This is a genomic window from Ferruginibacter sp. (assembly GCF_049840995.1).
Classification (GTDB): Bacteria; Bacteroidota; Bacteroidia; order Chitinophagales; family Chitinophagaceae; genus Ferruginibacter.
Window position 1 is genome coordinate 365,289 of sequence record NZ_JASGIP010000006.1, and the last position, 25,273, is coordinate 390,561.

Consider the following 25,273-nt stretch of genomic DNA (forward strand, 5'->3'; position numbering starts at 1 on the left):
TTAAACATTTTTTTTATTGCCGATAGCAATATAATAAACAGGTATGCCCAACAGCACAATGCCTAATCCATATCCTGCAAATTTTGGACTCATTTTAATAAGAAATACACAGAAAGTGATGGCAAGAATAATATAAATAATCGGTAACACAGGGTAGCCGAAAGCCTTGTAAGGTCGCTCAGCATCGGGCCTGTCCTTACGCAATTTGAATATACCGATGATGGTAAGTGCATAGAACAGTACCACTACGAATGAGATCATGTCCAATAAATTACCATAAGACCCGCTCAGACACAATCCACAGGCCCAAATACATTGTGCCCACAAGGCAAATTCAGGCACTACATTTTTATTTAATGATGCGGCTTTTTTAAAGAACAATCCATCTTTTGCCATGGTATTGTACACCCTTGCACCGGCCAGTATCAAACCATTATTGCAACCAAATGTGGATACCATGATGAGTACCGCGATCACGTAAGTACCGGCGCCCCCAAATATCTCTTTGGCTGCAGCTACTGCCACACGATCATTCTCGGCTGAGGCAATGCCATTCAGCGGCAGTACATTCAGGTACATCAGGTTGGCACAAACATATATCACGGTTACGATGAGTGTTCCCAAAAAAAGGCTCATGCCGATATTCTTTTTGGGATTCTTTATTTCGCCTGCTATAAAGGTCACGTTGTTCCAGGCATCGCTGCTGAAGATGGAGCCCGACATAGAAGCCGCTACAGCGCCTACCAATGCTGCCCCGCCAATAGAAAGCCAGTTGCTGTTGCCCGGGCTGCTGTCCAGTTTCATAGCATTCATACCGGTAAACCAGTTCTCTTCCCAAAAGCTATGCTTGGCCAGTATAAAACCAAAAACGATCAAACCAAATAATGCCAGCAGCTTGGCAGATGTAAATACCCGTTGTATCAGTTTACCGCCTTCAATGCCCTTGGTGTTGATATACGTAAGGAATATGATAAGTATGATGGAAACCACCTGCGCCGCCGATATCGTCACGATACCCAGATCGAGCAGGATATTCTTTTCGCTGAGGGCCGGGAAGATATAAGCCGCAAATTTGCTGAAGGCCACGCCCACTGCAGCAATAGTGGCTGTTTGAATTACCGTGAAAAAGCTCCAGCCGTATAAAAAACCTGCCAGTGGGTTAAACGCTTCTTTTAAATACACATACTGGCCGCCCGCCTTGGGAAACATAGCGCTCAGCTCACCATAACTCAATGCTGCTGTCAGCGTCATGAACCCGGTTATCAGCCATACGGCTATCAGCCAGCCGGCACTGCCCACATTGCGGGTAATATCGGCGCTTACAATAAAAATACCGGAGCCTATCATGCTTCCGGCAACTACCATAGTGGCATCAAATAATCCCAGGCTGGGTTTGAACGAGTTGGTTTGTTCTGTCATAAAAAAGTTCCGGTTTATTATACCGGAACAAGATAAATAATTTTATTGGATTGAATTACTTAATGGCGTCAGGCTTCAGCCTTTCGTTCATACCTACTATCACATCTTTGGTAATATCCAGGGTGCTGTCTTTATAGATCAGGTAATCGATACCGGCACCTGTGGTAAGTATGTACTGGAATTTATTATCCTTATTGTATTCACTTATAAATGCCTTCAGCTCTTTCTGGATCTTCTCCATCAGGGTAAAGCCCCGCTTGCTGAAAATCTCTGATTGTTTTTGCCTTTCTGCTTCTATCCCCTGCTGCTCCTGCATCAATATGGCCTGCATATTCTGTATATCTTCCGGCCTGGGATTGGGATTCTTTTCCTTAAAATTTTCCTGTTTTGCTTCCAGCGACTTGTATTGGGCGGCTATTCTCGCTTCCACCTCTTTTTGATCGGCATCCATCAGCTTCCGGTTCTGTTTCAGGTATACCAGGTGCTCATTCAGCGAATCAAGGTCAATATAGGCTATCCGATGCTTCGTGGTGCAACTGTCTTTACCGGTTTTGCTCTCCGCAAGTGTTTTACCAGCCCCTTTTTTTGTGGAAAAATTATTGTAGTACAAATAACCAACCGCCGCCAGCAGGATAAGGTTCAGGGCAATCGATAACTTATTATTCATCACGTTCCTTTTGTTTCAACTGGCAAGATAACGACAAATTCAGGTTCTACAATCGACCGGGGGCAAGATTTAGGAAAGGGTTAACGGTAAAAGCAGTTTTTTAAAAAGAAGCTGCTTAACCCGCTGATATGCTGTAAATACCCCTGCTGAATACCCGAATGAACGGCCCGTTTTGCCATGTAAGACTTGCCGGAACAGTTTGCAATTGCTCACCGTCCGACAAGTCTTTTGGCAATTTTTCAAAAGATTGGATCATAAAATGAAAGGATCATTTTTGCTTGCTAATGACCAGTTTTATTAGTTTTTCCTGCCCGCTATTCCCGGATATTTTCAGCATATATACCCCATCAGGCAGGCCTGCAGTATTCAACAGGTTGGTGCCGTTCACAAAGGTCTTTTTGCTGATCAGCTGCCCGGTTGCGTTGTATAACTGCCCCTCTATAATGCCTTTGAAACCGGTTATCATCACCATGGCATTATTGATCACGGGATTGGGATACACTACTGCCGACATGTCATTACAGGTACCTTTTACCACCAGTGTGGTACTGTATGTAGCGACACCGTCTGCGTCAATTATTTTTAACCGATAAAACATTTTTCCGCTTATAGTGCCTGCAACCGTATAGTCATATTTTTTTACCCCGCTTCCTGGATCGCCCAAGTTGGTGACCGCAGCGATCGTCTGCCAGTCGTTGCCGTTGGCGGTAGTACTGTATTGTATCTCGTAACGACTGGTATTGGTTTCGTAAGAACTTTGCCAGTGTAATATTGGTTCGCAACGCTCATTCAACTGTGCGCTGAAATTGGTAAGTATAACGGGCAATACTGCATAGCAGTTCCTGATCAGCATCGTTCTTGATACCAAAGTAGAGCAACCGGACACAGAATAGGTTACTGTATAATTACCATATTGTGCAGCGGTCAATGATGGTATGGATAAGATACGTGTGTTGGATATCACCGTTGTGCTTCCCCCACCGGCTGGCGTAAATTGCCAGCTATAGCTTGCATCGTAAATACTGTCTGCTGTAAGTAGCAGGGGGTTACCGGGCGTAGGACAACTGGTGCTGGATACTATGTTGATGTTTTTAAGTGTATCCACCTGGTAACTGAAAATAGTTGCATTACCACAATTATCTTTTACCCTGAAATTGTAGGTACCTTTCGGCAATCCCGTAAATGTACTATCAGTTTGATAAGGCGTCAACGCATTACCCGAGCCATCGATCCGCTGAAACTGGTAAGGCCGTATCCCTGCCTTTGCAAATAAAGTTACTTTACCATCATTGCCGCCGGGCGTACATACATAACCGTAAGCAGAGTCAAGCACCGGCAACAGGTATTTCAGTGTATCATAATGCATCCACAGTGTGTCGCAACCCGATGATATGGGCCCTTTACTGTAAGCAGAAGAAATGATAGGCAGCCAGACAATTTTATAATTGCCATCTGCAAGTGCCGATGCGGTATAACTCGGGAGAAATGAAGAGGTATTTGCATTTACGCCGCTGCCACTGCCCACATCGGTATAAACTCCTCCTGATTGTTTTTTGAACGATAATGATCCTGCCACATGCTGGTAAGTGCCATTGAAGGTGATACTGCTGGCACCATTACACTGCTGGTTCACCACAACGGATGCTGATATTTTTGCCACATCAGCCGGGCCAATGGTAAATGTTTTGGTGAATGCATTGCCGCACTGGTCGGTAAAGTTTATAGTGTAAGTACCCTGCGGAAAATTTCGTATATAAACATTTGCCTGTGTGCTGCCAGCCGTTGAAATACTATCCGTAATGGGGTATGTGATCGCATATACATTACCGGTAGTATCTGTAAAACTACTAGGACCGCTTACGATATTATATTTGATATACCCGTTAGTAACAGCAAGGTTGGTAAAGCTAAATACAACTGAAGCGGTATTGATTTTGCAGGCCACGTCATTAATGGTGGCGTTGCTGACTGCTGCAGCGGCGGGGGCCGTAGTTTTTACAGTGATGGTATAAGTAGAGCACAGTGTTTTAACCTGCAGGGTATAAGTAGTTCCGATAGAAACACCGGGCATGGTCAATGCCTGGGATAGGGCAAAGTCCTCATAATTCTGTATCACCTGCTTGCCCACCATAGTATCTCCCGCAACAGATGAACTGATGATCGTAACCGTATCATGCGGACTGTTATATTTATTGATCGTATTCCAATCTGAGGGATGGGAGATATTTAAAATATAACCGGAGCAGGTTTTTAAAGGAGAAGAGCTGACACTATAATTATCAGAATTGTTATAATTATAATTCCTGTCGGCAGAATCTTTATCATTGCACAGGTCGTCGAAATAAAAACGGTAAGGCGTATTTATTTTTAAATGAACGGATGGGCTGGAGTTAGCGGCAAAATCAGCAGGCTTGTAGGTATTGTCCCACACAATTGTTCCTGTATTCAGATCTTTGATATATACCCTGCGCAAAGTTGACTGGGGCGCTCCCCCATTGCCCAAAAGTGTATTATACATTCTGAATGTAATAGAATCACAGGTAAATAATAAAGGGCCGTCATAAACGAAAGATTGTTTTGTGGAATCAAAAGGCGTTGCCCCGTTCAATGTCCTGGCACCGCTGGTAATAAACCCATTATCAAATGTTTTTACATTGAGCCATTTATAATCAATTAAAGGAACGGTGGTACTGAACGTACGTACCTCACCGCAGGCATCCGTTACCTGGGCAGTATACGTTCCATCTGCAATGCCTGTAAAAGCATTGCTTGATTGAGGCCCATACACAACTGTTGCTCCCTGCAGCAATGAATAACTAAAAGGCGCTTTACCGCCTGTTATAGATACATTAGCGAGACCATCGGGGCTGAGCGGACAATGATTAGCAGTAGTTGTTACACTATTTAAAATAAGGTTGACATAACTGGTTGTAACCGTAACTGAGGTGGATGCCAGGCTACCCAGGTTGTCTTTTACCTGCAGCGTGTAAGAACCGGCTTTTAATCCCGAAAAATTAGTGCCGCTTTGGTAAGCTGTTGGATAAGTGATACCGGCCGGGCCTGCTGTTAAACGGTACTGGTACGGGGTTGTTCCCCCTGCGCCCGATGCATTGATCTGCGCATTGCTTACGCAGCTACCGGCAATGGGAGTGGCGGTTACGCTTAACTGTGACATGATCTTCCCGATCCCTAAAAAGAATAAAAAAATAAATACTGATCCCTTTTTCATTTGCTTGATTTAAGTATACAGGGTTTGTAAAAATTACCCCTGCCCTATATGTCGTACCATTCAAATGAAAAGTTGCAAAAGATGAATTGAATACTCGGCAAACAGGTTCATAAAACAATTACCAGAGGTACAGCAAGTAAATAGCCCTGTAAATTTTTATCAGTGAATCACTTATGCGTTATAAAAATCTTCAACGAATTATTATTACCCTGGCTTTATTTTTATAAAAAAGGATCGCAATACTGCGATCCTTTTTTATATGATCCATTACGGCATTAATTATTTTACCATCAGTATGATCGTTCTTGGGCTTGAAGTGATATCATAACCCATCAACTGCGTGCTGCTGAGTAGGCTGATCTGGCTGGTAGTGGTTGAACTGGTACCGGAAGCGGTAGTGGTTACCAGCAGTTGCTGATCGTTGCTTTGCAACTGCCATGTAAAACTGCTGGTGGTGGTTACTCCGCTATTAACAAGGGTTGCACTGCCGCTGTGATCTGCATTAAATGTTTCGGTAAGGGAACTGCCGGCCGGTATCGGGTCGTACTCTGATACTTCCAGTGTGCCGTTCATATTGTCATCCTGCCCCATGGCACTTACATGCCATGTTCCCTGCAATAGTTCGGACCTGCTGGCTTCCTTATCTTTTTTACAGGAACTGGTGAACATTAAACACACCGCTGCAGTCATAATCAAAAATGTCTTTTTCATAAATGCTTTTTTAGTTAATTAATAAGGGTTCGTCTACCCGTGATATCAGCACTATTACAAAGAGCGGGCCTTGCAGCATTTAAGTTGTATGGGGAGGGTTCATTGAAATAAAAAAAGGGCAATATAGTAGATGAACTTATAAAAGCATATTGATCAAGTGTTAAACAGTAAGAACAATTAATTATTTTCCAGGATTTCTTCAATCGTACTTCCTGCTGCCAGCCTGTTTTTTATTACCGCCGGTAAATAGCCGGTTATTGCAACGCAGTATTTATTTAAAGTGGTCTTTGAGTTAAAGCCTGCCATTTGACCCAGAGTCTGAAGCGTATAGATATCATACTCCTTGTTTTGCAACAGCTCAATAAAATACCAAAGACGGTAGGTATTGATATATTTATAAAAATTGCTTTGCGGGGAACAAGTTCGTATCGCCTGCGAAATATTGAAAACATTGCTGTCCAGCCGCGTAGCGAATGTATTCAGATCGAGGTGCGGATTTTTATATAACTGTTCCTTTTTAAGCAGCAGTTCTATCTTTTCAAAAAGTAATTGTGCTGCAGTAGTATTGCTGCCGGAAGCATTTTTACCCGGCGCATCTTTCTGGCCGGTTGCATGCTCCGGCACCGGTACTTCCTTATTCCCTGCCCCATCTTCATTACCGGGTTGTTCCAATTCCTCTTCAACAGGAGGCTTTTTTATCAGGCGTAATTTTTTTTGCACCGACAGGTAATACAATGGCAGGTAAGGTTTGAATGCAGCGAAATAACCAAATATCAACACAACCAGCGCAAGTGTTACGTACAAGGGAAAATACATCCAGTATAATAAATAACTGCTGCCGCTCCATGCCAATTCCATTACGAAAAGAACCAGCCAGAAATACCACAATGCGATAGATACATACAGTATCGACCTGATCCATAAAAAATTAAGCGGTTTAAAATTCGAGACCACGTTGTACAACCCTTTTGAAAATTTAGTTATTCTTTTAAAAGTTGTAACAGCAATTGCAAGATTGAATAGTATTGCCAATGATGTACGGATAAAATAATAAGTACCATTTGCAATGGCCACCCGCTCTTTTACCGGGTAATGATGTATGGAAAAATAAATGCAAAATCCAATGAACACAAATATCTCCAACAGCGCCGGGCCAAATAAAATAAGCAGCCTTGTACGGGAAGGTTTATACGCCGGATCAAGATAAGTAGCAGTGTATAAAAATACAAAGGGAGAAAAAAGAAACCGGACCGGCATATCCGGGTAACAATAAAATGGCAGTTGCCATATTTTATTTACAAAAGCAAATTCACCGATGGTAACCAGCAATACCAAATAATTGAAGAAGTAATACCTGATCGCTTTCGACTTTTTAAGATCAGGAAGCTTGATAAGCAGTAATACAATGCCGTTTAAAAAACAGAAGAGATAGAAGCCGTAAATTATTTTCAACATAGTTATAAACCTTTCAAATCCGCAATTAAAAAACAGCTTTCAGTGGAAAAGTTTAAAAATATGTAGTACAAAAATAGGGGTATTTTATTTTAAAAAGAGTTTCATCTGCAGCGCTGTCCCTACACGATCTTCCTAAAAGATCATACAATAAAAAAGGGGCAGTTAATACTGCCCCTTTGTATAACGCTTCTGAATCGTAATTACTCTTCGTCATCAAAGCTCATCGCTTCTTTGGTGGTCATCAACAGTTCGTATTCTTCTTTGCTTCCTACAATCATGTTTTCAAACTCACGCAAGCCGGTACCCGCTGGTATGTGGTGACCTGTGATAACGTTCTCTTTCAGACCCAGCATTTCATCTGTTTTACCCTGTATGGCCGCAGATGACAATACTTTGGTGGTTTCCTGGAACGATGCAGCAGATATCCAGCTGTGTGTACCCAGTGATGCTTTGGTGATACCCAGCAACAACGGTGAAGAAGTTGCAGGTTTTGCGTCACGGAATTCCACCAGTTTCTTATCAGCCCTTCTTAAAACAGAATTCTCTTCACGCACATCACGCAATGTAACGATCTGGCCTGTTTTCAGTTTAGTGCTGTCACCTGCTTCTGTAATTACTTTCTTATCAAAGATGTAATCATTTTCCAGGTTAAAGTCGTACCTGTCTTCTGTATCTCCTTCCAGGAATTTAGTATCGCCGGCATCTTCAACTGTTACTTTACGCATCATCTGCCTTACGATCACTTCCACGTGTTTATCATTGATCTTCACACCCTGTAAACGGTATACTTCCTGTATCTCATTTACCACGTATTCCTGTACTGCAAATGGTCCTTTAATGGCCAGGATATCTGCCGGTGATGTCTGACCATCACTTAATGCAGCGCCTGCTTTTACAAAGTCACCATCCTGTACCAGGATCTGGCGGCTCAATGGAACCAGATATTTCTTCACTACGCTGTCTTTCGCTTCTACAATGATCTCCCTGTTACCACGCTTGATAGCACCGAAAGTAACCACACCATCAATTTCGCAAACAACCGCAGGGTTGCTTGGGTTCCTTGCCTCGAACAATTCTGTTACACGAGGCAGACCACCCGTGATATCTTTCAGTTTGCTTAATACCCTTGGAATTTTCACCAGTACCTGGCCGCTCTTCACATCATCCCCTTCTTCCACCACTACGTGTGAGCCTACCGGTAAGTTGTATGATTTCCTTTCTTTACCTTCTACAATGATAGTAGGTAACTTGGTTTTATCTTTTGTTTCGATAACCACTTTTTCACGGTGACCGGTCTGTTCATCCGATTCATCACGGTAGGTGATACCGTCCAGTAATGATTCAAATTTGATCTGGCCGCTTACTTCAGCAACAATTACGTTGTTGAACGGATCCCATGTACAGATCACTTCGCCCTTGCTTACTTTCTGTCCGTCTTTCACGTTCAGTGTAGCACCGTAAGGAACGTTGTTGGTGATCAGCAAACGGTCGTTTTTCACATCCATGATCCTTACCTCACCGGTACGGCCGATAACCACCTGTACTTTTTTACCTTCATGATCTTCGGTGGTTACTGTACGTAAACCGTCGAACTGGATAGTACCATCGAATTTAGCAGGCAATGTAGATTCTACTGATGCAGAACCTGCCACACCACCCACGTGGAAGGTACGTAATGTTAACTGTGTACCCGGTTCACCGATAGACTGTGCAGCGATGATACCTACTGCATCACCACGCTGTGCCAGCATACCGCTTGCCAGGTTCTTACCATAACATTTTACACATACACCACGCTTGCTTTCGCAAGTCAATACGGAACGTATCTCAACGGTTTCGATACCGCTTTCTTCAATTCTTTTCGCCATATCTGCACTGATCTCTTCACCTGCATTGATCAGCAATTCTTCGCTAACCGGGTGGAAGATATCATGTAAAGAAGTACGGCCTTCTATCCTGTCGCTCAATGGTTCAATCACATCTTCGTTATCTTTTAATGCAGAAGTTGCAATACCACGCAATGTGCCGCAATCTTCTTCATTGATAACAACATCCTGAGAAACGTCTACCAAACGACGGGTTAAGTAACCGGCATCCGCTGTTTTCAAAGCCGTATCCGCCAAACCTTTACGGGCACCGTGCGTAGAGATAAAGTACTCCAATACACTTAAGCCGTCTTTAAAGTTTGCCAGGATCGGGTTCTCAATGATCTCAGAACCTGATGAACCACTCTTACGAGGTTTAGCCATCAGACCCCTTAAACCAGCCAGCTGCTTGATCTGTTGTTTACTACCACGGGCACCCGAATCCAGCATCATGTACACAGAGTTGAAGCCCTGTTTGTCTGCAGCCAGTTCACGGATCAAAGTTTCTGTAACCTTGGTATCCACACGGCTCCAGATATCGATGATCTGGTTGTAACGCTCGTTATTGGTGATCAAACCCATGTTGTAGTTATCCCATACTTCACCTACTTCGGTCTGTGCATTGTCGATCATTTCTTCCTTGATATCCGGGATGATCAGATCGTTGATGTTGAACGATAATCCACCACGGAATGCCATACGGTATCCCAAGGTCTTGATATCATCCAGGAATTTTGCAGTGGTAGGTACATTGGTCCATTTAAGGATATCACCTACAATTTCACGCAAAGATTTTTTGGTCAATAATGCATTGATGAAGCCTACTTCTTTTGGTACGTGCTGGTTGAATATCACACGGCCCACAGTAGTATCGATCAGTTTGTTTTGCAAAGAACCATCTGCTTTACGCACATTGGCCTTTACTTTTATATTGGCATGAAGATCGATCTGCTTTTCGTTGTAAGCAATGATCACTTCTTCCGCAGAATAAAATGCTTTGCCTTCGCCTTTTACTTTTTCTTCGCCTGCAGATTTTTTACCCTTGGTAATGTAGTACAAACCAAGCACCATGTCCTGCGAAGGAAGCGTGATCGGCGTACCGTTCTGCGGGTTCAGGATGTTGTGAGAAGATAACATCAGTAATTGCGCTTCCAGTATTGCAGCGTTGCTCAAAGGTACGTGTACCGCCATCTGGTCACCGTCAAAATCGGCGTTGAAAGAGGTGGTTACCAATGGGTGCAATTGTATCGCTTTACCTTCGATCAGTTTTGGCTGGAAGGCCTGGATTGAAAGCCTGTGCAATGTTGGGGCCCTGTTCAACATTACAGGGTGACCTTTTAATATATTTTCCAGGATATCCCAGATGATCGCTTCTTTTTTATCCACCAGTTTTCGTGCACTCTTCACCGTTTTAACGATACCCCTTTCGATCAGCTTGCGGATGATAAATGGTTTAAACAGTTCTGCCGCCATATCTTTTGGCAGACCGCATTCGTGCATTTTCAATTCAGGACCTACCACGATAACCGAACGACCAGAGTAGTCAACACGTTTACCCAATAAGTTCTGACGGAAACGTCCTTGTTTACCTTTCAGTACATCGCTCAGTGATTTCAATGCACGGCCACCTTCTGCTTTTACAGCATTTGATTTACGGCTGTTATCAAACAATGAGTCGATCGCTTCCTGCAACATACGTTTTTCGTTACGCAGGATCACTTCAGGCGCTTTAATTTCCAACAACCTTTTTAAACGGTTGTTACGGATAATAACACGACGATACAGGTCATTCAGATCAGATGATGCAAAACGGCCGCCATCCAGTGGCACCAATGGACGTAATTCCGGTGGAATTACAGGAATGTATTGCATTACCATCCATTCAGGACGGTTGTTGATCCTTGTATTGGCATCACGGAAGCCTTCCACCACGCTCAAACGTTTTAAAGCGTCTGCTTTACGTTGCTGAGAAGTTTCGTTGGCTGCCGAGTGACGCAGATCGAATGATAATTGATCCAGGTCGATGCGCTGCAGCATATCATGCACTGCCTGTGCACCCATCCTGGCGATGAATTTATTCGGATCCTCATCCGGTAAATGCTGGTTATCTTTTGGTAAAGTATCCAGTATATCCAGGTATTCTTCTTCCGTCAACAGGTCGCCGTAGTTCTGGCCTTTATCGGTACGGATACCGGGCTGGATCACCACAAACCTTTCGTAGTAAACAATGCTCTCTAATTTCTTAGAGCTCATGCCCAATAAATAACCGATTTTGTTAGGTAAAGATTTAAAGTACCAGATATGCACTACAGGCACCACCAGTTTAATGTGGCCCATTCTTTCCCTACGTACTTTCTTTTCTGTTACTTCCACACCGCAACGGTCGCACACAATGCCTTTATAACGGATACGCTTATACTTACCGCAGGCACATTCGTAATCTTTTACCGGCCCAAAGATCCTTTCGCAGAACAAACCATCCCTTTCAGGCTTGTACGTACGGTAGTTGATCGTTTCAGGCTTTAATATTTCGCCATAGCTTTTTTCTAAAATACTATCCGGGGAAGCCAGACCAATAGTGATCTGTGAAAATGTTGCCCTCGGACGGTTTTCTTTTTTGAATGCCATATGATAATTAATAATTAGTAATTAATAATGAATACCGTGAGTTGTCAGTGGTGAGTGGTGAGTTGCAGCTTACTGTAAGCGCATTCACTACTCACTATTCACTTATTCGAATTTCAGATCAAGGCCCAAACCTCTCAATTCATGTACCAATACATTGAATGATTCAGGGATACCTGCTCTTGGAACGTTGTCACCTTTTACAATTGCTTCGTATGTTTTAGCACGTCCGATGATATCATCCGATTTAAGCGTCAACAATTCCTGCAATATGTTAGAGGCGCCATAAGCTTCCAGTGCCCAAACCTCCATCTCACCAAACCTTTGACCACCAAACTGAGCTTTACCACCCAGCGGCTGTTGTGTAATGAGAGAGTATGGCCCGATAGAACGTGCGTGCATCTTATCATCCACCATGTGGTGTAATTTGATGATGTAGATGATACCCACGGTTGCTTTCTGGTCAAAACGTTCACCGGTTTCACCATCATATAAATAAGTGTGACCGAACTTAGGTAAACCTGCAGCAGTGATCTTTTCATCAATTTCTGATACGCTTGCACCATCGAAGATCGGTGTTGCAAAACGAACGCCCAGTTTTTCACCTGCCCAGCCCAATGCTGTTTCGTAGATCTGTCCCAGGTTCATACGACTAGGTACACCCAATGGATTCAGTACAATATCAACCGGTGTTCCGTCTTCCAGGAAAGGCATATCTTCCTGGCGAACGATCTTGGCAACAATACCTTTGTTACCGTGACGACCCGCCATTTTATCGCCCACTTTCAGTTTACGTTTCACCGCTAAATACACTTTCGCTAATTTCAATACACCTGCTGGTAATTCATCACCAATAGAGATATTGAATTTTTCCCTCTTGTACCTTCCTAATTCTTCGTTGTATTTAATGTTGTAGTTGTGCAACAGGATGTTGATCAGTTCATCTGTTTTAGCATCACCGGTCCAGCCCAACGGATTAACGTTCTGGTAATCGATGTTTGCTAAATTCTTCGCATTGAACTTGGCACCTTTACCGATCAGCACTTCGCCGAAGTTGTTGCTTACACCCGCACTGCTCTTATCTTTCAATAAGGTCTGCAGTTTGTTGATCAGCAATTCCAACAGGTCAGCTTCGTTCTTTTCGTGTGTTTTTTCGATCTTATCCAGCTGTGCTTTTTCACGCACTTTCGCATTCTTATCTTTCTTAGCCCTCTGGAATAATTTCTTATCAATTACCACACCTTCTGTACCAGATGGTGCTTTTAAAGAAGCATCTTTTGCATCACCGGCTTTATCACCAAAGATGGCACGTAACAACTTCTCTTCCGGAGTTGGATCGCTTTCACCTTTTGGAGTGATCTTACCAATAATGATATCGCCTTCTTTAATATGTGCACCGATACGGATGATACCGTTCTGATCCAGGTCCTTAGTAGCTTCTTCAGATACATTCGGGATATCCGGTGTCAGTTCTTCTTCACCCAGCTTGGTATCACGCACTTCAATTTCAAACTCACTGATATGGATAGACGTAAACAGATCTTCTTTCACCACTTTTTCAGAGATCACGATCGCATCCTCGAAGTTGTAACCTTTCCATGGCATGAAGGCCACTTTCATGTTACGGCCCAGGGCCAGCTCACCACCCTTGGTTGCATAACCTTCGGTAAGGAAGTCGCCTTCGCTCACTTTCTGTCCTTTAGAAACTGCAGGACGCAGGTTGATACAGGTTTCCTGGTTGGTACGAACGAACTTGGTTAATTTATACACCACCAGGTCTTCTTCAAAAGAAACCAGTTGCTGTGTTTCGTTCCTCTTATATCTTACATGAATTTCATTTGCATCCACAAATTCTATCACACCTTCACCATCTGCATGGATCTGGATCCTTGCATCACGGGCAGCTTTTGCTTCCAAACCGGTACCTACGATCGGCACTTCAGGTTTGATCAATGGAACTGCCTGGCGTTGCATGTTCGATCCCATCAGTGCACGGTTGGCATCATCATGCTCCAGGAACGGAATGAGTGATGCAGACAAACCAACGATCTGGTTGGGCGCTACGTCCATGTATTCCACTTCTGTTTTAGGCAGAATCGGGAAGTCACCGGTCTGGCGGCTCTTGATCATGTCTTCAACGAAGTTTCCTTTATCATCCAGGTCAATATTTGCCTGTGCAATTTTTGCTGTATCTTCTTCTTCTGCACTCAGGAAAGTGATCTTCTTCATATCCACTTTACCTTCCGTTACTTTACGGTAAGGTGTTTCAATGAAGCCCATATCGTTGATCTTAGCGTGTACGCATAAGGTAGAGATCAAACCGATGTTTGGCCCTTCCGGCGTTTCAATGGTACATAAACGGCCGTAGTGAGAATAGTGAACGTCACGTACCTCGAAACCTGCTCTTTCACGACTTAAACCACCGGGTCCGAGTGCGGAGATACGACGCTTGTGCGTGATCTCACTCAAAGGATTGGTTTGATCTAAGAACTGTGACAATTGAGAAGTACCGAAGAAAGAGTTGATCACTGATGACAATGTTTTTGCATTGATCAGGTCAACTGGTGTGAACACCTCGTTGTCACGTACGTTCATCCTTTCGCGGATGGTACGTGCCATACGTGCCAGACCTACACCGAACTGAGCATATAACTGCTCACCCACTGTACGTACACGACGGTTGCTCAAGTGATCGATATCATCAATTTCTGATTTACCGTTGGTCAGTAATACCAGTGTTTTAATGATGGCGATGATATCGTCTTTGGTCAATACTTTTTTCTCGATAGGGAAGTTGAGACCAAGGCGGCGGTTAATTTTATAACGGCCTACTTCGCCTAAATCGTAACGTTTATCAGAGAAGAATAATTTATCAATGATACCACGTGCAGTTTCATCATCCGGAGCATCAGCACCACGCAATTGCTTGTAGATGTGCTGTACCGCTTCCAGTTCACTGTTAGAAGTATCTTTATTCAATGTGTTGTAGATAATGGCATAATCACCGCTCACTTCTTCTTTCTGGATGAACACGCTCTTCACTTCCATTTCCAGGATCATCGCGATGTTAGATTCATCTAACAAAGTATCCCTTTCCAGTACGATCTCGTTCCTTTCGATAGAAACCACCTCACCGGTATCTTCATCCACAAAATCTTCCACCCATGTACGTAATACACGTGCAGCAAGACGTTTGCCGATATAATTAGCCAAAGTTTTTTTATCCGCTTTCACTTCATCGGCCATACCGAACAATTCCAGGATGTCCTTATCAGTTTCGTAACCGATAGAACGTAACAGGGTTGTTACCGGGAATTTTTTCTTACGGTCGATGTAAGCATACATCACGTTATTGATATCTGTTGCAAATTCCATCCAGGCTCCTTTAAAAGGAATTACCCTTGCAGAGTAGATCTTGGTTCCGTTGGGATGGATAGACTGACCAAAGAATACACCGGGTGAACGGTGCAGCTGGCTTACCACCACCCTTTCAGCACCATTGATAACAAAGGTACCACGAGGGGTCATGTAAGGAATATTGCCCAGGAACACATCCTGAACAATGGTCTGGAAATCGACGTGCTCTTCATCGTTACAACTTAAACGCAGTTTTGCTTTTAAAGGCACAGCGTAAGTCAATCCCCTTTCGATACACTCTTCAATGGTGTAACGTGGAGGATCTACGAAGTAATCCAGGAATTCCAATACGAAGATGTTACGGGTATCCGTGATAGGAAAATTTTCCTTGAACACACGGAATAATCCTTCTACGTTCCTCTTGTCAGGTGTTGTTTCCAACTGGAAAAAGTCTCTGAAAGATTGGATCTGGATTCCGAGCAAATCGGGTTGTTCCGCCAGGAGTTCAACTTTTCCAAAATTGATACGCTTGGCAGCGGGAGTTTTTGTTGCAGACATATTTGTAATTAAGACTTTTAAGTGTGCAGAAGATCCTTTTTCAGTAAGTCTTAGCAACCTATTAGTGCCACTAAGCCTAAATTAAAGGAGGGCAAAGTTACGGAATTATTTTATAATTTTAATTTGCGATTTTGGATTTTTTACAATTTTGGAAGGGTTTTTGTGGATAAGGCCGTTTTTTTGACTTTTCGATAACAGTAACTGTCAATTTTGAAAGAATTTAAGCCACTGAGAGAATACCCTGTAAAGGGTTGAGTAACGCTTAACCACCTTATATACTACTCATTTACAACAACTTATAAGTAAATTACAGCAATACTACTCCAACCAGGTAGCCGTAGCCCACACCAAGCGGTTGTTTTACTGATGCATAATGTATTCAATGTCAGCCAGATGAACCTTATTGTGGGCTGTTTTTATCGTTTAAATACAGCTCATCCTAATAATGTAATGTATAAGTAAACCCAAGGCTTACACCGGCACGGTGAATATTTTTGTACTCGATCATACCAGGCATATTATATTTTACCAGGTTCAGCTGCAATGTTGGCTCTGCAAAAAACTGCCAGTTTTTATCCAGCTTCTTTGTCAATCGCATACCAGCAAAAAAATCTATGGTTGTTTTACTATTCTTAGTTGCGGTATTATTTGAAGCAGTATTGTTTGCTACCAGGTTTCCTTCAATGCTGTTCTTATACACTGTATTGATATTAAAACATATTCCTCCATTCAATAACAACGACCATGTTGGCTTTTCAGTCAACTTGTATTGAACCATTAAAGGCAGGCTGATAAAATCATAGCTGTTACGTGCCTTGATCGTTCTGTTGCCGGTGGTTACCGTTGCTATGGTGTCGTCTATTAAAGCATTACCTCCAGGAGCCAGTCTTTTCAATACCGTATAATTGGTATTCACTTCCTTGCCCGATAACCTGATCGCTTCTTTAATTTTTGCATACTGAATACCGGTTCCTATCAACCAGTTTTTTCCTATGTTCTTACGCAATGTAATAGTATAGCTGACTGCCGGGTCCACATTATTTTTTATTTGATCGGCAGTAAATTCCGCTTTGCCGGTGGGTGTGATTGTAGTTCTGCTTATAGTTGATGCATTGTCCATTTTTTGAACTGCGGCAAACGGCATGGCACTGATATCTATCCATAAGCTTTTCTTTTTGACTGCTTTTTTATCCGCATTTTCTGTAACTCCTGCAGCAGTTTCCTTCAAACCTGCCTTACCGTTTTCCAGTTTGATGGCAGGGTGCACATTGATGCTGCTATCTGTTTTTATAGCAGTGATATCACCAGGTATTGACTCTATTTTATCAACCCACTGGGTCGTCGTTTCGTTTATTGCTGTCGCTTCCATCGTTTCGGTTGCAGCCGCTCCTTTAATAGCAATGTTTGTTTTACTCTTACCATTTCTTTCACGCCGTTTGGGTATTGCCTGTTTATCCATATCACCCGGTGAAGTATAATAATCATTTCGTTCTTTATTGAAAGCCGCCGTTCTTTCATCATCAGCTGGTATATTCCTGATTCCTTTTTTATTGCTATCCCGTTTTTGTGTACTTAAATTGCTGTTTGTTTTTACAATATCTTTTTTATTGACTGGTAGTACAGGTGCTGCATTATTATCCGCCGGTTTTACATTGTCTTCCTTCTTTATTGAACCTGCATCCTGCAGCTGCTCTCTGTTCGTTACATTTCTTCCTGCCGGCATTTGCACAGTATCCGGCTCCTGTAGTTGATTATTTAAAGCATTGTTAGTGGTAGTGGTGCCAGCTGTAGTTGTTTCTTTTTTATTCATTTCAGCCCTGGTCTGCCCTGCTGCTGCAATTGCACCTGCACCTGCGTTAACTGTATGCCTGCTGTATTCATACACACCGAACAACCCGAGACCAATAGCAACCAATATGCCTGCCAGCCACCACCATGCGCCAGCCCTCCTCTTCCTTTTGTTGTTTTCAATATTACTCCATGCATCAGCAGGCACTGCAGCCTGGTGTTGCAGTGCTTTTTCCTTTATGGCTTTATCAAAGAAATCATTTTTCATATCACTATTAAATTAAAACATTTGGAGATGAGGCCTTGCAACATTTTGCGTGCTTTTAATAATTGAGAACGGGATGTAGCTGATTGTATTTTTAACAGCACAGCTATTTCTTCGTGGCTGTATCCTTCTATCACATGCAGGTTAAACACTGTTCTGTAACCATCAGGCAGTTCACGTATCAGCTTATGTATTTCCGCTTCTGATATTTTTGAGATCACTTCCGGATCATCTGCCGGGATCGTCATATTATGTTCAACAATTTCATCAAACCTCAATTTTTTCTTTCTTAATTTCCTGATAGCAACGCTTACAAATACCCTTCTCATCCATCCTTCCAGGCTGCCTTCATTTTTAAACTGGTGGATATAGTCAAACACTTTTACAAAGCCCTCCTGTAAAATATCCTGGGCTAAATGCTGATCGTTGGTATAGCGCAAGCATACCGACATCATGCTGCCTGCGTACTTTTCAAAAAGCATACGCTGGCAATCACTCACCTTTTTTATACAGCCTTTTATCAATTCCGTTTCTGACAAATCACTTATTTTAACGTATCAACCCTGGTTATTTTTAAAACAGTAAAAGAGCAGTTCTGTTACTGCTCTTTTACGATCTTTTTTTGCTATCAATTATATCTTTTTATCCTGAAACTATAATTAACGTTGTATATCGCATTGCTTACAAAATCCAGCATCATCCCGCTAAAGCTGCCACTTATAAAGCCTCCCGCATTTCCATATTCCGTTATTGTAACGGTAAGGGGTACCGGTGCATAGCCCCTGCCGCTAGCAAATCCTTCGGACCAGACATCTGTTACTTTATGATTTGCCCCCAACGTTAATCCTCCATCAAATTGTAATGTAAGTGAGGGACTTCCATTTTGCACACCGGATAATTTTACCAAAGTAGTGTAAGGAGCAAATGAAAAGGCACCTAAAGTATCCACAGGTTCTATAAATGTTTTAGTGATGCTGCTACCGGTTGCGACTGTTGTAATAGTATAGCTGATGGTGCCGATAGTACTGGTACCGCAGGCGCTGATATTACCCAGGTTGTTTACTCCTGTAACCAATGTAATGCTCTGCGGGTTATTTTGCTGATGTGTACTATTATCTATTGCCACATAACTAACCGCTGTATTAATGCAGGCCAAGCCGGTAAAATTAAAGTTGCCGTTGTTAATGTAGATCCTGTTGTAAAAACCATTGTCGTAGGTTTGAACGTACCCATCTGTAACAGGTTGCCCGCTGCAATTGGTAGCGGTACCCGTAATGGTTACCATGCCCTGGCCAAGGTTACCGGTTACAGTACCCAGGTCGATATTACTATTAGTGGTAGTAAAATTTTGTGAATAGGCAGCTATTGCGCAGGGTGTTACCACATCCAGCGTGAGGTTTGCATTGGCAGGAACAGCACCACTTACATTACCATTGGCATCTGTATATGCAAATTTTCCATATCCTGCATTCCAGGGCATATTGGCATAAGTTACCATCACTGCTACATTGGCTAAAGGTTGCAATGCGGTGTTCAGTACCTGTACTTTAAGGTTAACCAATGCTATGCCGGCAGCGCCATCCCAAAATGAAAAGTGTGGTACTGTTCCTTCGTAATTGTTGCCTGTTTTGGTGGCTTTACTTTCCTCCTTCCACAGTCCGTTTGTTTCATCAAACGACCATAGTGCAATAGATGCAGGCGCTTTTGAAAGCAATGCAGCGGGAATAGGCAGGCTTAAAGCAGCTTTACTATTGGCTGCCAGCTGTAACTTTTCTCCGTTACTGCCACTTAACTCTACTGCCACGGTACTATAGGAATTTAATAATTTAAGATAGCCGGATGCGTCAATGCCACGTCCATCACCGGGTGTTGCTGATTGAAAATCGCTGGTGGTGGTCATGTCTAACGCCCTGGCATACACGGTTACAGTACCGGTGTAAGCTGCGCCACTGGATTCTACTATCACTCCATTAGCAGGTAATGTTATTTTTGCTGCTTCTGTGGTGGTTACGGTGCCGCCTGTTGCCCCATTAATGGTGCCGGCCTGTATTTTGGCAAGCATTTTAGCACGCACAAAACTTTCCTTATTTTCTGCGGCAATAAAAGTTTTAAATGCTTTAAAATATCCTGCCTTTTCCATTTTTACAAAACCGGCCGTTTTACCTACTGCTGTATTACTGATCCTGAAATACCCATATTCATCAGTAGTCACCGATTTATCACCGGCTGTTACCAGCGCCCCGGCAATCGCTGCGTTATTTTCATCACTAACAAATCCTGTAATGGTAGCATTGATAGTGACAGCAATATCAGGTTTTATGCTGTCCTGTGTTGCTACATATTGTTCTTCGGAAAAATTTTTTCTGCAGGAGGTTACTGCCAGCAATAGTGCAGCAGTAAAAAGGATAAAGATTTTTTTTGTGGTCATAATGTAATGGTTTTCCTTACAAGAGACCAAATTTACAAGTAGTCGTTGCCTGGGGTTGTTTTATTTTTATAGCAGGGGGGATAACCTAAAAGCAAAAAGCCGGCTACCAAAGGCAGACCGGCTTTTAAAGCTATTTCAGAACAACTGAAAATTAAGCAATCTCAACTTCAGCACCAGCTTCAGTTAATTTTGTTTTTAATTCTTCAGCAGTTGCTTTATCAACACCTTCTTTAACTGGTTTTGGAGCGCCATCCACTAAATCTTTAGCTTCTTTCAGACCCAAACCGGTTAATTCTTTAACGATCTTAACAACCGCTAATTTGTTAGCGCCACCGCTTTTCAAAATAACGTTGAAAGATGTTTTTTCTTCAGCAGCAGCAGCACCGCCACCACCGTCGCCACTTACTACAACTGCAGCAGCAGCTGGTTCAATGCCGTATTCTGATTTTAAGAATTCAGCTAATTCCTGAACTTCTTTTACTGTTAAGCTTACTAATGATTCAGCTAAAACTTTTACGTCTGCCATAATGATTAAATTTTTTCCGCCTTCACAGTTTTACCTCCAGCGGAGTGTTATTAAAAAAATTGTTTCCTGATTTAATTTGTCAATTTGATAATTTGAAGATTTGGCAATCAGGAAATTCATTTCCAAATTGTCTCATTTCCAAATCAACTAATTAACCTTCTACCGGTGCAGCAGCTGCAACTTCAGCAGCAGCTTCAGGCCTGTTTTGCAAAGCACCAATAACGCGTTGTATTGGAGACTGCAGTAAGCCGATCACTTCACCGATCATTTCGTTCTTGGTCTTGATCTTCGTAAGCGCTTTCAGTTGATTGTCGCCTACAAATACATCGCCATTGATGAATGCCGCTTTCAGCTCAGGTTTTTCGCCTTTGCTTTCTGTACGGAAACCACTTAAGATCAATGCTGGATCTTTAGGGTTTTCACTGAACAGTAATGCAGTTACTTTATGCAGTGAATCGTATACACCGGCATATTTTTCAGCATCAATGCTTTCCAGCGCTTTGCGGATCAGGGTATTTTTAGCCACCCTCATTTCCACTTTCTTATCAAAGCAAACACGGCGCAGTTTAGAAACCTGTGCTACCGTCAAGCTTTCTGTATCGGTAATGTAGAAGTTATTATATTGACCAAATTTCTCTTTAAGAAAATCGATCACTTCGTTTTTTTCCTGTTTTGTCATAAAAAATATTTTAATCGCTCCGATAGTTCCCCCTTTAGGGGGCTAGGGGGCTTTAGTTTTGAACAGATTTAGTGTCAATTGCAATACCCGGGCTCATAGTGCTTGCCATGCTTACACCTTTCAGGTAAGTACCTTTAGATGAAGATGGTTTTAATTTAATGATAGCATTGATGAGTTCCTGGCTGTTTTCAGCTATTTTTTCAGGAGCAAAACTTACACGGCCGATCGATGCGTGGATGATACCCACTTTATCAACTTTAAATGCAATTTTACCACCTTTCAGGTCTGTGATAGCTGCTGCCACATCGTTGGTAACCGTACCGGTCTTAGGATTCGGCATCAGGTTACGTGGACCTAATACTTTACCCAGTTTACCGATCTTAGGCATTACAGATGGAGTGGCTACAATAACATCGATATCTGTCCAGCCACCTTCAATTTTTGTGATGAATTCTTCCAGGCCAACAAAATCAGCGCCTGCAGCGGTTGCTTCGGCTGTTTTATCGGGTGTACATAATACCAGTACACGTTTTGTTTTACCGGTACCGTGTGGTAATGATACAGTACCACGGATAGCCTGGTCTGCTTTCTTAGGGTCAACGCCTAATTTAATGTGCAGGTCAACAGAGCTATCGAATTTAGTAGTGTTTACTTCTTTAACCAGGGCTGAAGCTTCTTTCAGGGAATAAGCTTTATTAATATCAACCTTGGAATTTGCTGCTTTTCTTTTTTTCGTAATCATGTCTTACAAATTTTTCGGTTAATAATTAATTGTCCCATGGCGCTTTACCTTCCACAGTTAAACCCATACTGCGTGCAGTACCGGCCACCATGCTCATTGCGCTGTTTAATGTGAATGCATTCAGATCGGGCATTTTATCTTCGGCAATTGCCTGTACCTGTGCCCAGGTAACTTTACCTACTTTAGAACGGTTAGGTTCTTTACTACCACTTTGTAATTTGGCAGCTTCCAGTAATTGTACTGCAGCAGGTGGAGTTTTAATAACGAAGTCGAAAGACTTGTCCGCATAAACGGTGATCAAAACCGGAAGTACTTTTCCTTGTTTATCCTGGGTTCTTGCATTGAACTGCTTACAGAACTCCATGATGTTGATACCTTTAGAACCTAAGGCAGGTCCGATCGGCGGTGCTGGATTGGCTTGTCCTCCTTTACATTGGAGCTTAACATAGCCAGTAATTTCTTTAGCCATTGTTTAAATTTTTGGTGATAACGTCCAGGCATTTTACCCAAACTCCCAAGTCTATAATATTCCTAAGAACTATTTTGGGACGGCAAAGGTAGTATTTTATTTTGGATTTTAGATTGCAGATTGCGGATTTTTGTAATCTTTGATACTAAATAGATGATTATCAATCCATCTGAAGCCTTACCAATGCCTTTTTTCCCGTTTATTGGTAAGCATGTTATCGCCGATCTGCTTTAGATCATATCCTAAGGGAAGCATCTTCTTTATGGTATCTATATCCAACTTTGCTTTATTAAACACTATTATATAACTATAGTACTTCCCGCTATCGTCATTTTCTATCTTTATTTTTTTGAGTGGTATAATTACAAGGTCATTCAGAAATGCAGTATTATTAAGTTCGAACTGGCCGGGAAATGCAGGCTTCAGCTGAGCTGATAACCTAAGCATGCCGGATATCATTGCCCTGGTTTCGGTTTCCTGTAATGGATAACGTTGTATATATTTTACCCAAAGTTCATTTTTTGTTGTACCTGCAGTATCAAAAAAGCCGGATTTGATTTCATTCGGCCACATTTGTTCATAACCATATTTGTTAGGCTCTCTCGCCACAGCTGCATAATCAACTACGGCTTTGGTCGAACTCAGCAGCAGCATCGAATCTATTATAGTTTTGTTATCAGCATAATACTTCAATTTCTTCTTATCACTGCAATCTTTATAGTACGTGTATTTTTGATAAAGCGTCCAGCCTATTATTTTACACGAACTAATACTTACGAGTAATAGTACCGTACCTACATTTTTTATAGAAAGGATTTTCATAAGGCAGTGTTTAATTTGCCGGCTTATTTTACCCGTTTCAGATCCAGGTCTTGAAAATCAAAACTGAAATCGGTCAAAGGTGAAATAGCAGCCATCTTGAATCCTGATGCTTTACCATTCTCATCCAGGTCGAATTTTACATAGGCATCGGCATCCATGCTCCTGTCGCCCCATTTGGCAACAAACGTATTGCCTTTGTAGGGCAATAATATACCATTGAGTTTGGGCGACATTTTACTTTCAAACCAGGGCTGGCCATTTTTTACGGAGATGATCACATCGCCGAACCATTGGTCCCGGTAAGTGCCGGTGAAATTATTGATATCGATCCGGGCCGCATTATTTTTTTGCTGTGCATTGATGGTGGCCCAGATACTGTCGGTTATTTTTTTAGCATCCGCTTCATTCTTCACTACCCTGTCGTGCATTTGCTTTACTCGGTCGGCGCCCTTTACACCCAGGTAACTGTCTTTAATGGTATTGGTAATAGCGGTAAATGCGGCACCCGATTGCTGGTTGGTGAGTACAATAATACCTAGCTTTAATTCGGGTATCAATGTTATTTGTGTAACAATGCCCGCCAGTCCACCGGTGTGCGAAGCCTGCTTATATCCTTTTACATCCGTCAGCACCCAACCCAGCCCGTATGCTGCAAAATGGCTGTTGTAGGCACCGGGCCCTGCCAAATTGATGATGGTTTGCGGCGCCCAGAAATCTTCGTGTACGCCTTCGCTGAAAAGTCTTTTATTATCGCCATACTTGCCATTGTCCATCTGCATCATCAGCCATTTGCTCAGGTCGGTGATATTGCTCACGATGCCACCGGCAGCATTGGCGTCTTCGTCCCACTCAATATCAATAGCAGTTACTTTGCCATTCACCGGTGCATGCGGCATTACAATATTATTGCGGTTGGCCAGGCGGCTGATGGAAGCCTTACTGGCCGTCATGCCCAGCGGTTGCATGATGCGTTGCTCTATAAAATCCTCCCAGCTTTTACCGCTTACCCTTGCTATCACTTCGCCGGCAACAATGTACAGGTTGTTATCATAATCGTATTTAGTGCGGAAAGATGAGACCGGTTTTAAATAGCGCAGGTTATGAATGATATCTTTCTTGGTAAAATTATTCGAGTCCGGGAACATCATCAGATCGCCGGCGCCGAGGCCCAGCCCGCTGCGGTGTGTCAGCAGGTCCCGTATCGTAAACTCACTGGTAACATACGGATCGAACATTTTAAACTCCGGAATATAGTCGGTTACTTTATCATCCCATTTCAGTTTGCCTTCATCTATCAACATGCCCAATGCCGCCGTGGTAAAGGCTTTGCTGTTGCTGGCAATACCAAACAAGGTATTCTCGTCCACTTTCTGCATGGTGCGTAATGATCTTACACCGTAGCCTTTTGCATGAATCAGCTTGCCATCTTTTATTACGCCTACGGCGATGCCGGGTACATCAAAGGTTTTTAATACCAGTTCGGTAAGGGAATCTATTTGTGGGGAAGTGATGACCTGGGCATTTGTTTTAAAGGAAATAATTGCCAGGAAAACTATGCAGCATGCAGCGATCTTTTTCATATTGAATGATTTGGTGTTTCAAATGTAGTGGATTTTGGTTTGCAAAGTATGAGGGAGGTTTAGTGCCCACTTTTACCTTTTGCTTAAC

16 protein-coding genes are annotated in these 25,273 nt (G+C 42.6%); all 16 read right to left on the reverse strand.

Annotated features, from left to right (window positions below):
• A complete protein-coding gene (locus QM738_RS16730; protein WP_462277875.1) occupies nt 1-1,419 on the reverse strand; it encodes an APC family permease in 1,419 nt (472 codons plus the stop codon).
• Nucleotides 1,420-1,474: 55 nt separating this feature from the next.
• Complete coding sequence (locus QM738_RS16735; RefSeq protein ID WP_462277876.1) at nt 1,475-2,086, reverse strand: OmpH/Skp family outer membrane protein; 612 nt, start codon at nt 2,084-2,086, stop codon at nt 1,475-1,477.
• A gap of 268 nt (nt 2,087-2,354) precedes the next feature.
• Nucleotides 2,355-5,315 (reverse strand): T9SS type A sorting domain-containing protein, encoded by a 2,961-nt coding sequence (locus QM738_RS16740; RefSeq protein ID WP_462277877.1) that lies wholly within the window; start codon nt 5,313-5,315, stop codon nt 2,355-2,357.
• A gap of 279 nt (nt 5,316-5,594) precedes the next feature.
• Complete coding sequence (locus QM738_RS16745) at nt 5,595-6,026, reverse strand: lipocalin family protein (protein WP_462277878.1); 432 nt, start codon at nt 6,024-6,026, stop codon at nt 5,595-5,597.
• Nucleotides 6,027-6,203: 177 nt separating this feature from the next.
• The gene (locus QM738_RS16750; RefSeq protein WP_462277879.1) at nt 6,204-7,481 is read right to left on the reverse strand and encodes a hypothetical protein; all 1,278 of its coding nucleotides are present in this window, start codon (nt 7,479-7,481) and stop codon (nt 6,204-6,206) included.
• A gap of 200 nt (nt 7,482-7,681) precedes the next feature.
• On the reverse strand, nt 7,682-11,974 hold the full coding sequence (gene rpoC, locus QM738_RS16755) for a DNA-directed RNA polymerase subunit beta' (protein ID WP_462277880.1): 4,293 nt from the start codon (nt 11,972-11,974) through the stop codon (nt 7,682-7,684).
• A gap of 102 nt (nt 11,975-12,076) precedes the next feature.
• The gene (rpoB, locus tag QM738_RS16760) at nt 12,077-15,886 is read right to left on the reverse strand and encodes a DNA-directed RNA polymerase subunit beta (RefSeq protein ID WP_462277881.1); all 3,810 of its coding nucleotides are present in this window, start codon (nt 15,884-15,886) and stop codon (nt 12,077-12,079) included.
• 439 nt (nt 15,887-16,325) lie between these two features.
• Nucleotides 16,326-17,942, reverse strand: a complete 1,617-nt coding sequence (locus QM738_RS16765) for a hypothetical protein (RefSeq protein WP_462277882.1) — start codon at nt 17,940-17,942, stop codon at nt 16,326-16,328.
• Nucleotides 17,939-18,478, reverse strand: a complete 540-nt coding sequence (locus tag QM738_RS16770; RefSeq protein ID WP_462277883.1) for an RNA polymerase sigma factor — start codon at nt 18,476-18,478, stop codon at nt 17,939-17,941. Before QM738_RS16770 ends, QM738_RS16765 begins: the two co-directional genes overlap by 4 nt.
• 89 nt (nt 18,479-18,567) lie before the next feature.
• Nucleotides 18,568-20,367: a carboxypeptidase-like regulatory domain-containing protein gene (locus QM738_RS16775; protein WP_462277884.1), complete on the reverse strand. Its 1,800-nt coding sequence runs from the start codon at nt 20,365-20,367 to the stop codon at nt 18,568-18,570.
• A 151-nt stretch (nt 20,368-20,518) separates the two neighbouring features.
• Entirely contained in the window at nt 20,519-20,893 is a 375-nt protein-coding gene (rplL, locus tag QM738_RS16780) for a 50S ribosomal protein L7/L12 (RefSeq protein WP_462277885.1), read from the reverse strand.
• Nucleotides 20,894-21,044: 151 nt separating this feature from the next.
• The gene (gene rplJ / locus QM738_RS16785) at nt 21,045-21,572 is read right to left on the reverse strand and encodes a 50S ribosomal protein L10 (RefSeq protein ID WP_462277886.1); all 528 of its coding nucleotides are present in this window, start codon (nt 21,570-21,572) and stop codon (nt 21,045-21,047) included.
• 52 nt (nt 21,573-21,624) lie between these two features.
• Nucleotides 21,625-22,314 (reverse strand): 50S ribosomal protein L1, encoded by a 690-nt coding sequence (gene rplA, locus QM738_RS16790; RefSeq protein WP_462277887.1) that lies wholly within the window; start codon nt 22,312-22,314, stop codon nt 21,625-21,627.
• Between the two features lie 25 nt (nt 22,315-22,339).
• Complete coding sequence (rplK, locus tag QM738_RS16795; RefSeq protein ID WP_462277888.1) at nt 22,340-22,783, reverse strand: 50S ribosomal protein L11; 444 nt, start codon at nt 22,781-22,783, stop codon at nt 22,340-22,342.
• Nucleotides 22,784-22,960: 177 nt separating this feature from the next.
• Nucleotides 22,961-23,605 (reverse strand): hypothetical protein, encoded by a 645-nt coding sequence (locus QM738_RS16800; protein WP_462277889.1) that lies wholly within the window; start codon nt 23,603-23,605, stop codon nt 22,961-22,963.
• 23 nt (nt 23,606-23,628) lie between these two features.
• Nucleotides 23,629-25,185, reverse strand: a complete 1,557-nt coding sequence (locus tag QM738_RS16805) for a serine hydrolase (RefSeq protein ID WP_462277890.1) — start codon at nt 25,183-25,185, stop codon at nt 23,629-23,631.
• Between the last annotated feature and the right edge of the window lie 88 nt (nt 25,186-25,273).

Excerpts from the sequence above, each read along its gene's own strand:
- QM738_RS16750 (WP_462277879.1), bottom strand. The coding sequence starts at position 7,481 with ATGTTGAAAATAATTTACGGCTTCTATCTCTTCTGTTTTTTAAACGGC.
- rpoC (WP_462277880.1), bottom strand. The coding sequence starts at position 11,974 with ATGGCATTCAAAAAAGAAAACCGTCCGAGGGCAACATTTTCACAGATC.
- rplA (WP_462277887.1), bottom strand. The coding sequence starts at position 22,314 with ATGATTACGAAAAAAAGAAAAGCAGCAAATTCCAAGGTTGATATTAAT.
- QM738_RS16740 (WP_462277877.1), bottom strand. The coding sequence starts at position 5,315 with ATGAAAAAGGGATCAGTATTTATTTTTTTATTCTTTTTAGGGATCGGG.
- rpoB (WP_462277881.1), bottom strand. The coding sequence starts at position 15,886 with ATGTCTGCAACAAAAACTCCCGCTGCCAAGCGTATCAATTTTGGAAAA.
- QM738_RS16730 (WP_462277875.1), bottom strand. The coding sequence starts at position 1,419 with ATGACAGAACAAACCAACTCGTTCAAACCCAGCCTGGGATTATTTGAT.
- QM738_RS16775 (WP_462277884.1), bottom strand. The coding sequence starts at position 20,367 with ATGACCACAAAAAAAATCTTTATCCTTTTTACTGCTGCACTATTGCTG.
- rplL (WP_462277885.1), bottom strand. The coding sequence starts at position 20,893 with ATGGCAGACGTAAAAGTTTTAGCTGAATCATTAGTAAGCTTAACAGTA.
- QM738_RS16805 (WP_462277890.1), bottom strand. The coding sequence starts at position 25,185 with ATGAAAAAGATCGCTGCATGCTGCATAGTTTTCCTGGCAATTATTTCC.
- QM738_RS16800 (WP_462277889.1), bottom strand. The coding sequence starts at position 23,605 with ATGAAAATCCTTTCTATAAAAAATGTAGGTACGGTACTATTACTCGTA.
- QM738_RS16765 (WP_462277882.1), bottom strand. The coding sequence starts at position 17,942 with ATGAAAAATGATTTCTTTGATAAAGCCATAAAGGAAAAAGCACTGCAA.
- rplK (WP_462277888.1), bottom strand. The coding sequence starts at position 22,783 with ATGGCTAAAGAAATTACTGGCTATGTTAAGCTCCAATGTAAAGGAGGA.
- QM738_RS16745 (WP_462277878.1), bottom strand. The coding sequence starts at position 6,026 with ATGAAAAAGACATTTTTGATTATGACTGCAGCGGTGTGTTTAATGTTC.
- QM738_RS16735 (WP_462277876.1), bottom strand. The coding sequence starts at position 2,086 with ATGAATAATAAGTTATCGATTGCCCTGAACCTTATCCTGCTGGCGGCG.
- rplJ (WP_462277886.1), bottom strand. The coding sequence starts at position 21,572 with ATGACAAAACAGGAAAAAAACGAAGTGATCGATTTTCTTAAAGAGAAA.